Genomic DNA, 16533 nt, shown 5'->3' with positions numbered 1-16533 from the left:
GTAAGGCTCCCGGTAGACGACCGGGTTGATAGGCCGGAGGTGGAAGCACGGTAACGTGTGGAGCTGACCGGTACTAATAGGCCGAGGACTTGACCACAAAGCATAATGCTTTGGTGTGTGCTGCGCTCTGTTACTCTTCGCCGGGTCCGGAGCTGCGCCACACCAAGGAAATTCTTGCCCGCGTCCACTATGCAATTCTGAAACAGCAAGCGGCAGTTCGCTTGACAGTTTCATAGAGTTACGGCGGTTATTGCGAGAAGGAAACACCCGGTTACATTCCGAACCCGGAAGTTAAGCTTCTCTGCGCCGATGGTACTGCACTCGGGAGGGTGTGGGAGAGTAGGTCACCGCCGGACAATCTTTCAAAGAAGCCCCACACGGGATCGTGTGGGGCTTCTTTGCGTTGTACACGTTTTCCGATGAAGAGCTCAGATGGCGCGCAGCACAGCACGGCTTGGGAGTTCGGTTCCGTGTAACGCGGCTGGCCGCCAGTCGCGTTGTGCCAGCCGGCTCGCGAACACGGAGCTTCCTGTCAGGGCTGGCGCGCGGTAGGAGACCCCATGTGTTGATGCGCTCTCCGCACTTGGCTTTCCCCCTGTTGGATACGAGCACATCGACTCCAGCGACTTCCCGTTCCGAAGCCTGGAGGCCGGGCGCGACACCTTATAGCCTCGTGAGCCTGCCATGAGTGATGGCGGTGAGCCAATTGCTGTGCACACGGGTCGAACCGGCAATTCCTCGGCCGCCTCCGCTGGATGTCGTTCTGGTGCCTCCTCCAACGCCTCCGGAGACACGTGCACGAGAACGTCCGCCAGATGTAGATGAGGAGACTTCCTGTTCTTGTGTTGCGCGATTTCGACTATGAGATCACTACCGCGTCTTTCTAGTGAGCGGCGTTCTGTGGGGGGAGGCGAAGCTGGGATCGTCGTGGGTGGCTGGAGGGCTCGTTAACGGTCGGGGGCTTGCTAGGCTGGGGGGAGCGGGCCACCCCCACGGGTGGCCTTCGTCGCGTAAGGCCCGAGGGCGGGCGGCGACCAGCCACGGTGGACCGCCGTTGTGAGTCCGCTGAGTGAGCCAACGAAATGGACCAGAAGTGAACAGTGATAACGGATCGGACGGCGGACAGCGCGGGCGCGGCGACTACGGGGACAGGCGCTCCAGCGGCGGCAGGACTGGCGGATACGGCTCTCGCGGGCGTGATTCCGGTAGCGATCGTCCGTTCCGTTCAGAGGGCCGGCCGCGGCCGTACAACCGCGAGGACAGAGCGCCCCGAAGCGGGGAGGGTTCCCGCGACGAGCGTGCGCCACGGCGCGAGGGCGGTTTCCGGGACGAGGGCCGCTCCTACCGCGACCGCGACGACCGCGGACCCCGCCGCGAGGGCGGCTACGGTGAGCGCCGTGAAGGCGGAGGCAGCTACGGCGAGCGTCGCGAGGGCGGCGGCGGCGAGCGTCGCGAGAGCCGGTACGGCGATCGTGGTCCGCGTCGTGAGGGTTTTGACCGTGGTCCGCGTCGTGAGGGTTTCGACCGTGGTCCTCGCCGGGAGGGCTTCGATCGCGGGCCGCGTCGTGAGGGTGAGGAGCGTCCTCCTTACCGGGACCGGGATGATCGCGGGCCGCGCCGTGAGGGCGATGACCGCCGTCCGTACCAGGACCGGGGGCCGCGCCGTGAGGGCGGTGGCTACGGTGACCGTGGTCCGCGTCGTGAGGGATTCGACCGTGGTCCTCGCCGGGAGGGCTTCGACCGCGGGCCGCGTCGTGAGGGCGACGAGCGTCGTCCCTTCCAGGACCGCGGACCTCGGCGTGAGGGCGGCGGCTATGGCGACCGTGGGCCGCGCCGTGAGGGCGGCGGTTTCGGTGACCGTGGGCCGCGTCGTGAAGGCGGCGGTTTCGGTGACCGTGGGCCGCGTCGGGAAGGCGGCGGCTACGGTGACCGCGGTCCGCGTCGGGAAGGCTTTGACCGGGGCCCGCGTCGTGAGGGCTTCGAGCAGGGGCCGCGTCGTGAGGGGTTCGACCGAGAGCGTGGGCCGCGTCGCGAGGGCTTTGACCGCGGTCCGCGCAGGGAAGGCTTCGACCGCGGGCCGCGTCGCGAAGGCTTCGACCGTGGTCCGCGCCGTGAGGGCGGCGGGTACGGCGAGCGCCGCGACGACCGCTTCGGTGACCGGGGCCCGCGCCGGGAAGGCTTTGACCGTGGTCCTCGCGGTGAGGGCTCCGAGCGTGGTCCTCGTGAGGGCTTCGACCGTGGTCCTCGTGAGGGCTTCGACCGTGGTCCTCGTGAGGGCTTCGACCGTGGTCCGCGCCGTGAAGGCGGCGGTTACGGTGACCGTGGGCCGCGTCGCGAAGGGGGGCCGCGCCGAGAGGGCGGGTTCCGTGATGACCGCGGTGGCGGGCAGCGTCGTGAGGGGTTCGACCGGGGGCCGCGTCGCGAGGGTGGCTACGACCGTGGCCCGCGTCGCGACGACTCCTACGGGCCTCGTCGCGAGGGTGGCGGCTACCGTGAGTCGCGTCCGTTCTCGCGGGACGACCGCGGGGAGCGTCCGGGCGGCGGCACCCGCGCCAGGTACGGCCGCGAGGAGCGCGACTCCGACGCCCCGCAGCGCGAGAGGCTGCCCGAGGTGGCACCGGACATCACCGCGGAAGAGCTCGACAAGGAAGTGCGCGAGGAGCTGCGTTCGCTGCCCGGTGACCTCTCCGACCTGGTCGGCAGGCACCTGGTCGCTGCCGAGCGCGCCCTTGAGGAGGACGATCCCGACAAGGCGCACGAACACACCAAGGTGGCGCGTCGGTTCGCCGCTCGCATCGGTGTCGTACGCGAGGCTGCGGGCATCGTCGCCTACCGGGCCGGACACTTCTCCGAGGCGCTCAGCGACCTGCGTGCGGCCAGGAGGATGACGGGGTCCGACGCGTACCTGCCGGTCATGGCCGACTGCGAGCGCGGTATGGGCCGTCCGGAGCGGGCCATCGATCTCGTGCGTTCGCCGGAGGCCGAGCGCCTCGACCGGGCCGGACGCATCGAGCTGACCATCGTCGAGTCGGGTGCCAGGCGTGACCTCGGCCAGCAGGACGCGGCCGTGATCACCCTTCAGCGCCTGCCCGAGCTGCGTGACCCGCAGCCCAAGCCGTGGTCGGCGCGCCTCGCGTTCGCCTATGCGGACGCCCTGGCCGACGCCGGGCACCAGGAGGCGGCGACCGACTGGTTCGCCCGTGCGATGGCCTTCGACGAGGACGGGGAGACGGACGCGGCCGAGCGCTACGCCGAGCTCACCGGAGCCGTCATCGAGGACGTCGAGGAGGACTTCGAGGAGGACCTCGACTCCGAGGACGACTTCGACGACGCCGGCGCCGCCGACGCGGGCAAGCTGGCCGAGGAGGAGGAAGAGGACGACGAGGCCCTGGCCGAGGCGGACGACCTCCTGGAGCCCGAGGCCGCCGAGCGGCCTGCCGAGCCGGTCGAGCCTGCCGAGCCGAAGGACGCCGTCGCTGCTGAGACGGCCGAGGTCCCTGCTGAGACGGCCGAGCCGGAGGCGGGCGAGCCCGCCGACGGTGGCGAGGAAGAGAAGCCGGCGGAGGCCGGGACGCCGGGGATCACGCCCGCGTTCATCGAGCCGGACTTCGGTGACGTGCTGGAAGTCGAGACGGACGAATCCGCTAAGGACCGGCCGAAGAAGAACGACGAGTAGGTGTTGCCGCTCCGCCGTCCCCCTGATGATCAGGGGGACGGCGGAGTTTTTTGTGTCACATGGGGTGTGATCGGCCGGTCGTCATCGTTCGACGCGGTTGAGCCAGTGGAGGATGCCCGCGACGTTCGACGGGGCGCCGCTCAGCAGCTCGAACTGCTCGGCCGTCACGTCGTCCGACTGCAGGGCGGTGTAGCGCTCCTTGGTGCGGTCGCGGACCATGGCGACCGCGTGATCGAGGTCGAGGCCCTCGGAGTGTGCCTGACGGGTGAGATCCACCCAGACCCGGAGCTCTTCGGCGGACCGCTCAAGGGTCTCCTGGACGGCGCCGACCGGTCCGTAATGGCTGAACAGCAACCGTTGCGGACCAAGTGCCTGGAACAGGGCGATCGAGTCGAGAGCCGTCTGAAGGTCGAAGTCCGGCGGCGGGGTGGCGGGGCGCAGGTCGCCGGTCTGGGGCAGGTACACGCCCGCGGCGTCCCCGACGTAGAGGTCTCCGGTGGCGGAGTCGATCAGGCCGACGTGGTGCTTGGCGTGGCCGGGCGAGTAGTGGCTGCTCAGCGTGCGGCCGTTGCCCAGGTCGATGGCGCCGGTGTCGCCCAGGGCGACGATCCGCTCGGCCTCGGTGGGGGACAGCTCGCCGAAGAGGGTGTCGAGCTGGTCACCCCAGACCATCCGGGCGCTGGCCATCAGACGCGACGGATCGGCCAGATGGCGCGCGCCCTTCTCATGTACCACCACCTGCGCGGACGGGAAGAACTTCGCGATGTCGCCCACACCGCCCGCGTGGTCCAGGTGGATGTGGGTCACCACCACGGTGGCCAGGTCGTCCGGGCCGACGCCGAGCGAGGCGAGCGCGTCGCGCACCACGGGGGACGAGGTCGAGGTGCCCGTCTCCACCAGGCACGGCCGATCTCCCAGGATCAGGTAGCCGGCGGTGATGCCCGCGTATCCGGCCATCTTGGTGTCGATCTCATAGACGTCGCCGCCTAGTGCGGTGATGTTGTCCACAGGCACTCCCGCGCGTACATCCGTCATCCCCAGAACGACGTTCGTATCGATCCGGGCTTCCCTTCATCGTAGAGAGTGATCTCCTCCGGAACACAAACGGGAGGACGACAATGGATCGGAACGAGGTCGTGCTGGTGGGGCGGCTGTCGGCGGCGGTCGAGGAATACGCGATGCCGAGCGGCGACATGGCCACGAAGTGGCGCGTCATCGTCCGCCGCCGGCGCAGGCACCGGCGAGGCCCGGCTCTCACCGACAGCATCCCGTGCGTCACGTTCGATCCCGAGGTGGCGGAGATCGTGCGGGGCCTCGAACCGCGCAACTTCATCGAGGTGACGGGCGCCTTCCGCTGCCGGGTCTTCGGCCCGGCCGCCGCCAAGATCTGGCGGTACGAGGTGGAGGTCAGTGCCGTCAGACCTGTCGAGGAGACGGTTCCTGAGCCATCTGAGCAGGTGGTTCCGAGCCGGGGGCCGCGGCAGGTGGCTCAGTTGGCCGGGGCGGGGTGACCTTGTCGGCGATGGCGAGGCGCCGCCCCGGAGAGCGCTCGGAGGTGGGCAGGGGAGGCGCGGCCACGCGGCAGGGGCGGCGTCAGTCGATGGCGAACGTGCGCAGGACCAGGCCGGTACGCGGTTTGGGGCCGAAGGAGGTGGACTTGCGGGGCACTCGTTCGCCGCCCGCGGCGACCGCCAGCACGTCATGGACCATGAGCGGCTTGAGGATGACGGCTGTGCCGCCCGTCTGGATCGCGAGCCGCAATGCCGCCTCGGTGTCGTGGTGGACGATGCGTACGGCCCGCTCGTCGTCCTCCATGCCCCACACCTTGGGCAGGATGAACTCGCTCAGGATCGAGGTGTTCAGCGAGTTCCAGCGGTCCGAATGCTGGTCCGGCATCGCCAGGTTCAGCTGCACCGGGTCGGGATCCGTGAGCAGATGGGTGCCGCTCTGGCCGGCGAGCAGGAAGGCGGGCTCGGCCGCGTTCTGCAGTGCCTCCAGGCCCTGCGCCAGGTCGTCGAAGTCGTGCACCTGCCAGGCGCCCCTGGCCCGGGCGGCGGCCTCGGTCAAGGGGAGACCGGGGATGACGCGGTGGATGGCCTTGAGATCGGGTGGGTAGGCGGTGGAGTCGACGATCAGGGCCAGCCCGAAGTCCCAGGGGCCCAGCGCCTGCCGGGGGTCGGCCGGGGCGGAGGCCGGTTCGGCTGACGGATGGGCCAGGTGATCGACCAGCTCGTGCCGGAACGAGGTGACTGGGCTGGGAGAGGGCGTTACGGGGCGGTCCGGCGCGGTGGCGTGTTCGGGGGGCGGGGGCGATGCGTCCTGGGAGATACGGGTGGGCGGGCTCAGGGGCGCGTTGAAGGGGGCGTGCTGAGAAGCCTGGGGGGCATAGGGCGTGGCCTGGTGCGTTCCGTCCCGCAGGGCTTGGCGGGCGGCGTGCTCCTGACGCTGGAGGACGCGGTAGGTGGCGTACCGGTGGTGGCCGTCGGCGATCAGGGCCTGACGGTTGCGCAGGTCGGCGTTGATGGCGTCTATCTCGTCCTGGTCGGTGATCGCCCACAGCCGGTGGGTGAGGCCGTCCTCGGTTCCGGCCGTGACGAGGGGCGGTCGTTTGGCGGCCACCTCGTCCACCAGGCGGGTCGCCTTGCCGTTGTCGCCGTTGTAGAGCAGGAAGATGGGTTCGAGGTTGGCCTCGGTGGTGCTCATGAGAGCCAGCCGGTCGGCGATGGGGCCGGGCATGACGTCCTCGTGGGGGAGGATGACGCGTTCGGCGGGGTCGACCAGGCCGACGTCGCCGATCAGGCCGCGCTGGAGGACGTGCGGGCCGCTCTGCTCGTACACGTACAGGGCAGGAGTGTCGTCGGCCACGAGGACGCCGGCGTCCAGCCAGGCCCTCAGGGTGTCCCTGGCCTCGGAGTAACGGGCTTCGAGCGGCACCTCGGTCCGGTGGCGGAGTCTGGACGGGGTACCGGCCGGGCCGCCAGGGGTGCCGGGTTCGGGGGCGGGTGTCGCTTCGGGGTTGCAGGGAAGGATGAGGCGGACGACGTTGTTCGGGTGGGAGGCAAGGAGGGCTTCGACGTCCGCATCGCTGATCAGGTCGTACGGTGGGGAGGTCACCTTGGCGGGATCTTCGACATCGAAACGTACGCCTCGGAAGGGCCGTAGCACCAGTCCGTCAGGCACCGGCAGTTCAGGAGTCCCCATACCGGGCATGCTCCCATAAATGCTTGCGCCTACCAGGAGTTGCCCCAATCGTTTGCTGTCGCGCCCCTTACGCGGCGGAGCGGGAGCGAGGTTCGTCGTCCAGCGATGAAGGAGTCCTCACGCATGGTTCAGGGCGGAAATGGTCACGATGAGTCCGTGGGTGGCGTTCCCGGGGGCGGTGTTTACGACTGGTATCAGCGTGGTGTGAAGTTGCTGAAGGAGGGGAGTCCGGCGGCTGCCGCGGCGTTGCTGGAGCGGGCCGCCGCTGCTGAGCCGCAGTCCCGGAGCATCCTTGAGGCGCTGGCTCGGGCGCAGTTCAACTCCCGCCAGTACGCGGAGGCCGCGGCCAGCTTCCGGCAGATCGTGGATGCGAATCCGGCTGAGGATTATGCGTACTTCGGGCTGGGCTTGTCGTTGTGGCGTACGGGGGATCTGGAGGGCGCTCAGGAGCCGCTGGCCATCGCGGTGGCCATGCGGCCGGACGAGCGGCATTACGTGTCGGCCTTGAAGAGTGTGCGGGCGACGTTGAGGGCTCGCCGGGAGATGTAGGGGCAGACGGGCGCGGGAGCCGGCCATGGCGAACGTCGCCTCCCAATCGACTGTGTCAGCTGGGCGTTTCGATCCTCCCTGGGGCATCAGCTCGGACGGGAGCCCCTGCGCTGTTTGCTCGCGGCCCGTCGTGCCGAGCGGGCGTCGTCGCAGCAGAGCGCTTCCTTGGCCTGGCCCCGTGCTGGACGGCGTGTGTCCGTGGCCCAGCACGCGACTGTGCCGTGCCCTGGTCGGCCCATAGGGGTGACGCTGTCGCTGAGGGCCTTCCGGGGCCGCGACGAGGCGTTCATGCCGTCGAGGCGTTCATGCCGTCACGCATGGGCGGCCATGTCTTCGCGTTCCCCAGCCCCTGACGGCGGCCGAGGGACATCGCGGCACGTGCCCGCCGTCGACCCCGAGCACCTGGCCGACCGTGACGACTCCGCCCATTACCGGAGAAGTGGCTACCCCACTGCTGGGCGACCGACTCGGGTTGTGTGGAGAACACGACCTGCTGGGACATGAGGGGCCTGTGCGGCGGCTTCCCAGCCGAGTGCCCAGGGGGCGTGGTGCGGCGAATGCAGTCGTCGTGGCTGCCCAGGCCGTCCCTGTTTGAGCGTGCAGGCATGCCGCGGCTGCAATCTGGCTGCCCTTGCGTAAGGGAACGGGCATGCCGTGGCCGTATTTGGCTGCTCCACCCCCATGGGAGCGGCGCAAGGCTGCCGTGAGGGACTTTGCCCGGGTTGCGTGGCAGAAACGGCGCCTTGAGGGCCGTGCCCCCAGTTCCGGGCTTGTCGGCCGTCGCCTTCCACGCGCGGCATCACGTCCCTTCGACTGGTCAGGTGGCAGGGGTCAGCCGTGGCGGGTGGCGTTGGCGAGGATGGCGGATCGGAGGTAGGCGGCCAGGCCGGGTGAGGTGCGGTCGAAGGCGGCGGTGAAGCGGGGGTCGGAGACGTACAGGTCGGCCAGGCCGCGGTGGATGTCGTACGTGCAGTCGTAGAACCAGCGGGAGAGGTGGGCGCGGTGTTCCTCGGCCAGGTCCATGGCGAGGTCGCCGTCTGCCGGGACGTCGGCGTGCATCGCGTCGGCGAGGCGGGCCGAGAGGGCGGCTGCCTCGGCCTCGTGTCGCCGCCAGTCCTCCCGCGTGTAGGTCGAGGTGCGGCGTGCGGATTCGGCCCAGGCGTGCGTGTCGCCCCAGCGTTCCTCGGCCTCCGCCGCGTACTCGTCATGGGCGGGAGCGCCGAGCAGTTCTATGCGTTCCTCGGTCGTGGCGTCGGGCTCGCGGGACATGGTCGTCCTTCCGGTGTCGGGTACGGGTTTCCCGATCCACGAGGAGAGGGCTTCCTGTGGCGGGGTACGAAGGCGACGCTAAAGTCTCACGCGGCGTGAGAGTCAAACGGGAAGAGGCGCTGTGCTGATTGACGGCTATGACACCCTGCTGCTCGACCTCGACGGTGTGGTCTATCTCGGACAGCACGCGGTTCCCGGGGCGAGGCAGGCGCTGGAGGAGGCGCAGGGCAAGGGGGTCCGGCTCGCCTACGTGACCAACAACGCCTCCCGGACGCCCGCCGCCATCGCCGCCCACCTGCGGGAACTCGGCGTCCCGGCCACGGCGGCCGATGTGGTGACCTCGGCGCAGGCGGCCGCGCGGCTGGTCGCCGAGCGGGTGGCTCCGGGCGCCGCGGTGCTGGTCGTGGGCGGGTCGGGGCTGCGGGTGGCCGTACGTGCTCATGGGCTCAGGCCGGTGTCCGTCGCGGCCGAGTCGCCCGCGGCGGTGGTTCAGGGGATCGCTCCCGGTTTGTCGTACGCCCTGCTGTCGGAGGGAGCGCTGGCCGTACGGCAGGGCGCGCTGTTCGTGGCCTCCAACGCTGACAGCACCATGCCGACCGGGCGGGGCGAACTGCCGGGGAACGGGGCAATGGTCCGGGTCATCGCCGCCGCCACCGGGGTTGAACCCGTGTACGCCGGTAAGCCGGATCCGCCGTTGCACCGGGAGTCGATGATCCGTACGGGCGCTCGGCGGCCGCTGGTCGTGGGGGACCGGCTGGACACCGACATCGAAGGGGCCTCCAACGCGGGGGTGGAGAGCCTGCTGGTGTTCACCGGGGTGGCCACCCCGCTCGACGTGCTGACCGCTGCGCCCCGGCACCGGCCCACGTACCTGGCCGAGGACCTCGGCGCGCTGGTCCAGCCCTATCCCGACGTGCGCGAGGGCGCCTGCGGGGGATGGCGGGCCGAGTGGCGCGACGGGACGCTGCGCCTCGAAGGCGACGGCAGCCGGATCGACGGCCTGCGCGCGGCCTGCGACGCCGCCTGGACGGCCGCGGGCGAAGGCCAGATCGGGGAGGACGCGATCAAGGACGTCCTGAAGCGCGTGGGGTGAGGCGACCGGCGCGGGGGCCGCCTCGGCAATGCCTCTCCCGCCCTGCAGCGGCCAGCAGCCCACGAGCCCTGCCGTGACGGCGTCCTTCTTCCACGGCTCGCGACACGACGGGCTCGTCCACGCGCAGGGGCAGCGCCATGATCGCGGGGGGTCTGTGGGGAGAAGCGTCAGATGGGGGCGACGTGGCCGCCGGAGGGCGGCTCAGTCGGTCGGGGGGCGAGGGGCAGGGTCGCTGTTCGCTTGTCGCCTAACAGTTAACGCACGCGCCGAGTAGTCGCCTGACAGCGAACACCCGCGCTGCGCAGCTGCGTAGGACATCGAACAGCCGCCTGAACAGAAACGGTCAGATCAGCTTGCGCAGGCGCAGCAGGTCGCCGAAGCTCGCGTCGATCTTCACCCGCCCTCCGAGCAGCGCACGGGCCAGATCCAACTCGCCGTCGACCAGCGCGATCAGGTCGTCGCTCGCGATGGTGATCTTCACATCGGCCGGTTTGCCGCCCGCCGGCGGCTCCTCGGTGAACGGGTCGAGCCCCCCGTGGTGCAGCCGCCCGTAGAAGATCACGTCGAGGTCGGAGACCCGGGCGCTGACCGTGCGCTCGACCACGTGTTTGGCACGATCCTCCGCGCCGATCTCGTCGAACTGGGCGACGAGCCTGGCCAGTGCCGCCCGGCACTCCTCGACGCTTGCCATGTTGGGCATCCTTTCTTTCCCTTTGCGGTCGGTAGCGTTCCACATCACTAGCACCCCCGTATGAGTCTCAACGCGTGACACGCCTGCCAAGGTCCCGGGCGCTCGCCCGAGGCGTTACGGTCGAGTCATGAGTGAGCTGCCGGAGGAGACCGGTGACGAGCGGGTCGACGCCATCGTGGCCGGTCTCGGTCGTGTGGGCGAGCTGCCGGTGAACGAGCACGTGGCCGTGTTCGAGGAGGCGTTCGCCGGGCTGGAGTCCACTCTCGCGGGTGCGGGCGACGAAGCGCTGGGCGAGCGGTGAGCCGCAGGATCCGTCTCGACAGCGAGCTGGTGCGCCGCGGGCTGGCCAGGTCGCGCGAGCAGGCCGCCCAGCTCATCGAGGCCGGGCGGGTCAGCGTGGGCGGCCAGCAGGCGCACAAGCCCGCTACCCAGGTCGACACCGCCTCGGCCATCGTCGTCGCCGAGTCGGCCGACGGGCCCGACTACGTTTCGCGGGGAGCGCACAAACTGCTCGGGGCGCTGGAGGCGTTCAAGAGCCTGTCGGTGGAGGGGCGCAGGTGCCTCGACGCGGGAGCCTCCACGGGAGGTTTCACCGACGTGCTGCTGCGCCACGGCGCGGCCCATGTGCTCGCCGTCGACGTCGGCTACGGCCAGCTCGCCTGGTCACTGCGCACCGACGAGCGGGTGACCGTGATGGAACGCGTCAACGTGCGCGACCTGACCCCCGACATGGTCGGCGAGCCGCCCACGCTGGTCGTGGGCGACCTGTCGTTCATCTCGCTGCGGCTCGTGCTGCCCGCGCTGGCGCAGGTCGCCGCGCCGCGGGCCGACTTCGTCATGCTGGTCAAGCCGCAGTTCGAGGTGGGCAAGGAGCTCGTGGGCGCGGGCGGCGTGGTGCGCGACCCCGAGCTGCGGGCCAGGTCGGTGCGCGAGGCCGCGGCCAAGGCGCAGGAGCTGGGGCTGAGCGTGCGGGGCGTGACCGCGAGCCCGCTGCCCGGCCCTTCCGGAAATGTCGAATACCTGCTGTGGCTGGGCAAAGGAGAGGGTGATCCGCCCGTCGCCGAGCTCGATGCCGAGATCCAGCGTGCCGTCGCGGAAGGGCCGCAATGAACCGGACCGTGCTGGTCGCCGTCCACACTGGGCGGGGCGCCGCCGTCGAGAGCGCCCGTCTGGTCATCAACCGGCTGGTCGGGGCGGGCATCAACGTGCGCGTCCTGGACACCGAGGCGCGTGACATCGGCTGTGGCGGGGTGGAGGTCGTCCCCAGCGACGACCCCGGCTCGGCCAAGGACGCCGAGGTCATGATCGTGCTCGGCGGCGACGGCTCGCTGCTGCGCTCGGCCGAGCTGGCCAAGCCCGCCGGCACGCCGCTGCTCGGGGTCAACCTCGGGCACGTCGGGTTCCTGGCCGAGGCGGAGGTGGCCGACCTGGCCTCGGCGGTCGACAGCGTGGTCGCCGGGCGCTACGACGTCGAGGAGCGCATGACGATCGACGTCCTGGCCAGGCAGAACGGCCGGGTGATCGCCGACACGTGGGCGCTCAACGAGGTCACCGTGGAGAAGCAGGAACGCATGCTGGAGGTGGTCGCCGAGATCGACGGGCGGCCGCTGTCCCGCTGGGGCTGCGACGGCGTGATATGTGCCACTCCTACGGGTTCGACGGCGTATGCGTTCTCGGCCGGCGGGCCGGTGGTCTGGCCGGAGGTGGAGGCGCTGCTCCTGGTGCCGATCAGCGCCCACGCGCTGTTCGCGCGGCCGCTGGTGGTCTCGCCCCGGTCCACGATGGCCGTGGAGATCCTGCCGGACACTCCGGGCGGGGTTCTGTGGTGCGACGGCCGCCGCCGTTTCGAGTTGCCCTCCGGGTCACGTGTGGAGGTGCGCAGGGGCGCCGAGCCGGTGCGCCTGGCCCGTCTGCACGGCGTCGAGAACACCGGCGCGCCCTTCACCGACAGGCTGGTCGCCAAGTTCGAACTACCGGTTCAAGGATGGCGCGGGAGAGTGCGACCCTGAATGAATGGAGGGCGGAGCGCGTAGGATCCCATGGGCAACAGGTGTCCGGAGACAATCGACCGGCCATCAGGCACGGCAGTGACGGGAGTGGGCAGTGCGACCAAGGGTCGAGGAGGTCCGCATCCAGGGGCTCGGCGTCATCGACGAGGCCGTACTCGAGCTTTCGCCGGGCTTCAACGTGGTCACCGGCGAGACCGGCGCGGGCAAGACGATGGTCGTCACGGGGCTCGGGCTGTTGTTCGGCGGCCGGGCCGATCCCTCGCGCATCCGTCCGGGGGCCGACAAGGCGACCGTGGAGGGCACGCTCGTCGTCGAGCCCGGCGGCCGGGTCGCCCAGCAGGTCGAGGACCTCGGCGGTGAGGTCGAGGACGGCGAGCTGATCATCTCGCGCACCGTCTCGGCCGAGGGCCGCTCCAGGGCCTGGCTCGGGGGCCGTACGGTGCCCGTCGGCACGCTGACGTACCTGGCCGACGACCTGGTGGCGGTGCACGGGCAGATGGACCAGCAGCGGCTGCTGCAGGCCGCCAGGCAGCGCGCCGCGCTCGACCGTTACGCCGGAAACGAGCTGGTCAAGCCGTTGCGGGCGTATTCACAGGCGTACAAGCGGCACAAGCAGGTCGGGGCGCTGCTCGACGAGCTGACCACCCAGGCCAGGGAGCGCGCCCAGGAGGCCGACCGGCTGCGGTTCGGCCTGGAGGAGATCGAGAAGGTCGACCCCAAGCCGGGCGAGGACGCCGAGCTGCGCGAGGAGGAGGAGCGCCTCTCGCACGCCGACGCGCTGCGCAGCGCCGCCACCACGTCCCACACCGCGCTGCTCGGCGACCCGATGGAGGCCGGCGGCGGCGCCCGTGACGTGATCTCGCTGCTCGGGGAGGCCCGCGCGGCCGTCGAGGCCGTGCGCGACTACGACCCCCAGCTCGCCGGCGTGGCCGACCGGCTCGCCGAGGCCGGATACCTGATCTCCGACGTCGCCACCGACCTGGCCGCCTACGCCGAGTCCATCGAGGCCGACCCCGCCCGTCTGGGAGCCGTGCAGGAACGCAGGTCCGTGCTGGGCAGCCTGATCAGGAAGTACGCCGAGGACAGCGCAGGGGTGCTGGCCTGGGCCCAGCAGGCGGCCGCCCGCCTGGGCGAGCTCGAAGGCGACGACGAGCGCATCGAGGAGCTCACCCGCGAGCACGAGGAGCTCACCACCAGGCTCACCACCCTGGCCGCCGAGCTCACCAAGGTCCGCGAGGCCGCCGCCGAGCGGTTCGGCCAGGCCGTGACCGAAGAACTGACCGCGCTGGCCATGCCCCACGCCCGGGTCGTGGTGCAGCTCACCCAGAGCGCCGAGTTCGGCCCGGAGGGCGTCGACGAGGTGGAGCTGCGGATGGCCGCCCACCCGGCCGCGCCGCCGCTGCCGCTCAACAAGGGCGCCTCCGGCGGCGAGCTGAGCCGCGTCATGCTCGCCATCGAGGTCGTGTTCGCCGGTGCCGACCCGGTGCCGACGTTCGTGTTCGACGAGGTCGACGCGGGGGTCGGCGGCAAGGCCGCGGTCGAGATCGGGCGCCGGCTGGCCCGGCTCGCACGCACCGCGCAGGTGATCGTCGTCACCCACCTCCCGCAGGTGGCGGCCTTCGCCGACCAGCATCTGGTCGTCGAGAAGGCCAGCGACGGCAGCGTCGTGCGCAGCGGGGTCGTCACGCTCAACCACGAGGGGCGCGTCCGCGAACTGTCGCGCATGCTGGCCGGTCTGGAGGACTCCGAACTGGGCCGGGCGCACGCGGAGGAGCTGCTCGGGCTCGCAGCGGCCGACAGGTGATTCAGCGTGACATAGTGGACACGCGGCGTAGTGCTTGGCCTCCGCGCTGTTTCCCTCTGGCAGGATGGTCATGATGAAGGTTCCGGGGAGCAAGATGCCGGGCCTCCGTGGCAGGAAGGTCGGTGACCTTCCCGGTGTGACGGCAGTGGCGAGAATCGACCGGCGAACCAAGAGGCTGACCAAACGCCTCCAGCCCGGGGAAATAGCGATTATCGACCATGTCGACGTTGACCGGGTCAGCGCGGAGGCGCTCGTCGCGTGCGGCGCGGCGGCTGTGGTCAACGTCGCCGCCGGCATCAGCGGCCGCTATCCCAACCTGGGGCCGCAGATCCTGCTCGACGCGGGCGTGCCGTTCGTCGACAACGCCAACCCCGAGCTGTTCGAACGCGTCAAGGACGGCGACGTCATCCGCCTCCACGAGGGCGTCATCTACCTCGACGACGACGTCGTGGGCAAGGGCGACGAGCAGACGGCCGAGGCCGTCGAGGCCGCCATGGCCGAGGCGCGCGCCGGGCTGGCCGTGCAGATCGAGGCTTTCGCCGTCAACACGATGGAGTACGTTCGTGGTGAGGGCAAGCTTCTCATCGACGGAGTCGGCGTGCCTGAGATCCGCACCCCGATGGAGGGCAGACATGTCCTCATCGTGGTGCGCGGATATCACTACAAGGAAGACATCGCCACTCTTCGCCCCTACATCAGGGAATACCGTCCCGTCCTCGTCGGCGTCGACGGCGGCGCCGACGCGCTGCTGGAGGCCGGCTACCTCCCCGACGTGATCGTGGGCGACTTCGACTCAGTCTCGACCAAGGCCCTGACCTGCGGCGCCGAGCTCGTCGTGCACGCTTACCGCGACGGCCGCGCCCCCGGCCTGGAGCGGGTGCACCAGCTCGGCCGCGAGGCGGTCATCTTCCCGGCCACCGGCACCAGCGAGGACATCGCGATGCTGCTGGCCGACGACAAGGGCGCCGAGCTGATCGTCGCGGTCGGCACCCACGGCACCCTGGAGGAGTTCCTCGACAAGGGCCGCTCCGGAATGGCCAGCACCTTCCTGACCCGGCTGATCATCGGCAGCAAGCTCATCGACGCCAAGGGCGTGAGCAGGCTCTACCGCAGCCGCATCACCACCTCCCAGCTCCTGATGCTCGTGATCACCGCCCTGATCACCATGGGGGTGGCGCTCTTCCTGTCGCCGCTCGGCCAGACCTGGCTGAACGGCCTGCAAGACGTCTGGAACGCATTCATCTTCTGGCTGGTCGGACTCTTCTCGTGATCGATTTTCGCTACCACGTCGTCTCCATCGTCGCGATCTTCCTGGCGCTGGCGGTCGGGATCGTCCTGGGCACCACGCTGCTACAGGAGCCCGCGGTCAAGTCCGCGCAGGAGATCTCCGCGCAGCTCACCAAGACCAAGGACGAGCTGCGCGTGCAGATCGACCAGCTCCAGGGCCGCGAGGCGGGCAACGACGCCTTCGTCACCAGCGTCACTCCGAAGCTGGTGGCCGGCGAGCTGACCGGCCAGCGCGTGCTGCTGGTCGAGGCGCCGGGGTCGAGCACCACGTTCCGCGAGGCCGAGCAGCAGGTGCTGGAGGAGGCGGGCGCCGAGGTGAGCGGGCGCGTCACGCTGACCGAAAAGTTCTTCGACCCCGACCGCAGCGGTGTGCTCGACGGCCTGGTCAACCAGCTCAAACCGGTCGACATGGTCTTCCCGTCCACGGCGACCGTCTGGGACAAGGCCGGCGCACTTCTCGCCTCCACGCTGCTCACCACCGACCAGGCCCAGGCGGGCACCCCCAATGCCGCGACCGCCGCCGTCATCAGCGGGTTCGAGGCGGGCGGGCTGGTCAGCACCGACGGCGACCCCGCCAAGCGGGCCATGCTGGCGGTGATGTTCGCGCCGGAGAAGGCGTACGAGGGGGAGCAGGCCGAGACCCAGCTGGGCGCGCTCGTCTCGGTCGCCGACCGGCTCGACGCCGCGGGCAAGGGCGCGGTGCTGGCCGGCAGCGCCGCCAACGCGGCCGTCACCGGGGGCGCCGTCAGTGCCCTGCGCGACGACGGCGACGTCGCCAAGCGCGTGTCCACCGTCGATACCGTCGATATGCCCACGGGCCGGGTCGTGGTCGTCTACGCTCTCCGGGAGCAACTGAGCGGGCGGGCCGGCCAGTACGGCATCGGCAAGGGGGCCTCGGCCACCCAGCCCGCCCTGCCGACCACCACACCCTCACCGACCCAGTCAGGGAGCTGA

General features: G+C 70.4%; 15 protein-coding genes and 2 rRNA genes. 12 read left to right on the top strand and 5 right to left on the bottom strand.

Annotated features, from left to right (window positions below):
- Both ACIBK9_RS17050 and rrf read left to right on the top strand, forming a co-directional pair.
- Nucleotides 1–97, top strand: a 23S ribosomal RNA gene (locus ACIBK9_RS17050); the annotation flags it as partial.
- Between the two features lie 142 nt (nt 98–239).
- A 5S ribosomal RNA gene (rrf, locus tag ACIBK9_RS17045) occupies nt 240–356 on the top strand.
- An 869-nt stretch (nt 357–1225) separates the two neighbouring features.
- On the opposite strand, the gene ACIBK9_RS17040 is transcribed toward rrf, so the two are convergent.
- Complete coding sequence (locus ACIBK9_RS17040; RefSeq protein WP_397158968.1) at nt 1226–2707, bottom strand: hypothetical protein; 1482 nt, start codon at nt 2705–2707, stop codon at nt 1226–1228.
- Between ACIBK9_RS17040 and ACIBK9_RS17035 the strand changes: the two genes are divergently transcribed.
- Nucleotides 2651–3676, top strand: a complete 1026-nt coding sequence (locus tag ACIBK9_RS17035) for a hypothetical protein (RefSeq protein WP_397158966.1) — start codon at nt 2651–2653, stop codon at nt 3674–3676. The two genes, ACIBK9_RS17040 and ACIBK9_RS17035, sit on opposite strands and share 57 nt — an antisense overlap.
- An 81-nt stretch (nt 3677–3757) precedes the next feature.
- Here ACIBK9_RS17035 and ACIBK9_RS17030 read toward each other — a convergent pair whose 3' ends face one another.
- Nucleotides 3758–4711, bottom strand: a complete 954-nt coding sequence (locus ACIBK9_RS17030) for an MBL fold metallo-hydrolase (RefSeq protein WP_387679901.1) — start codon at nt 4709–4711, stop codon at nt 3758–3760.
- 83 nt (nt 4712–4794) lie between these two features.
- Here ACIBK9_RS17030 and ACIBK9_RS17025 point away from each other — a divergent pair, with 83 nt between their 5' ends.
- Nucleotides 4795–5187, top strand: a complete 393-nt coding sequence (locus tag ACIBK9_RS17025) for a single-stranded DNA-binding protein (RefSeq protein ID WP_397158963.1) — start codon at nt 4795–4797, stop codon at nt 5185–5187.
- Between the two features lie 82 nt (nt 5188–5269).
- Here the strand turns inward: ACIBK9_RS17025 and ACIBK9_RS17020 are convergent, their stop codons facing one another.
- Nucleotides 5270–6877 (bottom strand): DUF1015 family protein, encoded by a 1608-nt coding sequence (locus tag ACIBK9_RS17020; RefSeq protein WP_397158961.1) that lies wholly within the window; start codon nt 6875–6877, stop codon nt 5270–5272.
- Nucleotides 6878–7000: 123 nt separating this feature from the next.
- Between ACIBK9_RS17020 and ACIBK9_RS17015 the strand changes: the two genes are divergently transcribed.
- On the top strand, nt 7001–7426 hold the full coding sequence (locus ACIBK9_RS17015) for a tetratricopeptide repeat protein (protein ID WP_352326203.1): 426 nt from the start codon (nt 7001–7003) through the stop codon (nt 7424–7426).
- An 831-nt stretch (nt 7427–8257) separates the two neighbouring features.
- Here the strand turns inward: ACIBK9_RS17015 and ACIBK9_RS17010 are convergent.
- The gene (locus ACIBK9_RS17010) at nt 8258–8695 is read right to left on the bottom strand and encodes a TipAS antibiotic-recognition domain-containing protein (protein ID WP_397158959.1); all 438 of its coding nucleotides are present in this window, start codon (nt 8693–8695) and stop codon (nt 8258–8260) included.
- A gap of 121 nt (nt 8696–8816) precedes the next feature.
- Between ACIBK9_RS17010 and ACIBK9_RS17005 the strand changes: the two genes are divergently transcribed.
- A complete protein-coding gene (locus ACIBK9_RS17005; RefSeq protein WP_397158957.1) occupies nt 8817–9788 on the top strand; it encodes an HAD-IIA family hydrolase in 972 nt (323 codons plus the stop codon).
- Between the two features lie 343 nt (nt 9789–10131).
- Here ACIBK9_RS17005 and ACIBK9_RS17000 read toward each other — a convergent pair whose 3' ends face one another.
- Complete coding sequence (locus ACIBK9_RS17000) at nt 10132–10479, bottom strand: SCP2 sterol-binding domain-containing protein (RefSeq protein ID WP_397158955.1); 348 nt, start codon at nt 10477–10479, stop codon at nt 10132–10134.
- A gap of 127 nt (nt 10480–10606) precedes the next feature.
- On the opposite strand from ACIBK9_RS17000, the gene ACIBK9_RS16995 reads away from it, so the two are divergent.
- The 6 genes from ACIBK9_RS16995 (at nt 10607) to ACIBK9_RS16970 (ending at nt 16533) form a co-directional block, all read left to right on the top strand.
- Complete coding sequence (locus tag ACIBK9_RS16995; RefSeq protein ID WP_352326208.1) at nt 10607–10780, top strand: hypothetical protein; 174 nt, start codon at nt 10607–10609, stop codon at nt 10778–10780.
- On the top strand, nt 10777–11589 hold the full coding sequence (locus ACIBK9_RS16990) for a TlyA family RNA methyltransferase (protein ID WP_352364461.1): 813 nt from the start codon (nt 10777–10779) through the stop codon (nt 11587–11589). The genes ACIBK9_RS16995 and ACIBK9_RS16990 overlap by 4 nt, the downstream gene beginning before the upstream one ends.
- On the top strand, nt 11586–12488 hold the full coding sequence (locus ACIBK9_RS16985) for an NAD kinase (protein ID WP_352364459.1): 903 nt from the start codon (nt 11586–11588) through the stop codon (nt 12486–12488). The genes ACIBK9_RS16990 and ACIBK9_RS16985 overlap by 4 nt, the downstream gene beginning before the upstream one ends.
- A 94-nt stretch (nt 12489–12582) precedes the next feature.
- On the top strand, nt 12583–14292 hold the full coding sequence (gene recN / locus ACIBK9_RS16980) for a DNA repair protein RecN (RefSeq protein WP_358300241.1): 1710 nt from the start codon (nt 12583–12585) through the stop codon (nt 14290–14292).
- A 73-nt stretch (nt 14293–14365) separates the two neighbouring features.
- Nucleotides 14366–15562 (top strand): putative cytokinetic ring protein SteA, encoded by a 1197-nt coding sequence (gene steA, locus ACIBK9_RS16975; protein ID WP_352364485.1) that lies wholly within the window; start codon nt 14366–14368, stop codon nt 15560–15562.
- The gene (locus ACIBK9_RS16970) at nt 15559–16533 is read left to right on the top strand and encodes a copper transporter (protein WP_397158952.1); all 975 of its coding nucleotides are present in this window, start codon (nt 15559–15561) and stop codon (nt 16531–16533) included. The genes steA and ACIBK9_RS16970 overlap by 4 nt, the downstream gene beginning before the upstream one ends.

This window comes from Nonomuraea sp. NPDC050227 (assembly GCF_044459705.1).
Taxonomy (GTDB): domain Bacteria; phylum Actinomycetota; class Actinomycetes; order Streptosporangiales; family Streptosporangiaceae; genus Nonomuraea.
This window is presented reverse-complemented; position numbering and strand designations above follow the sequence as displayed.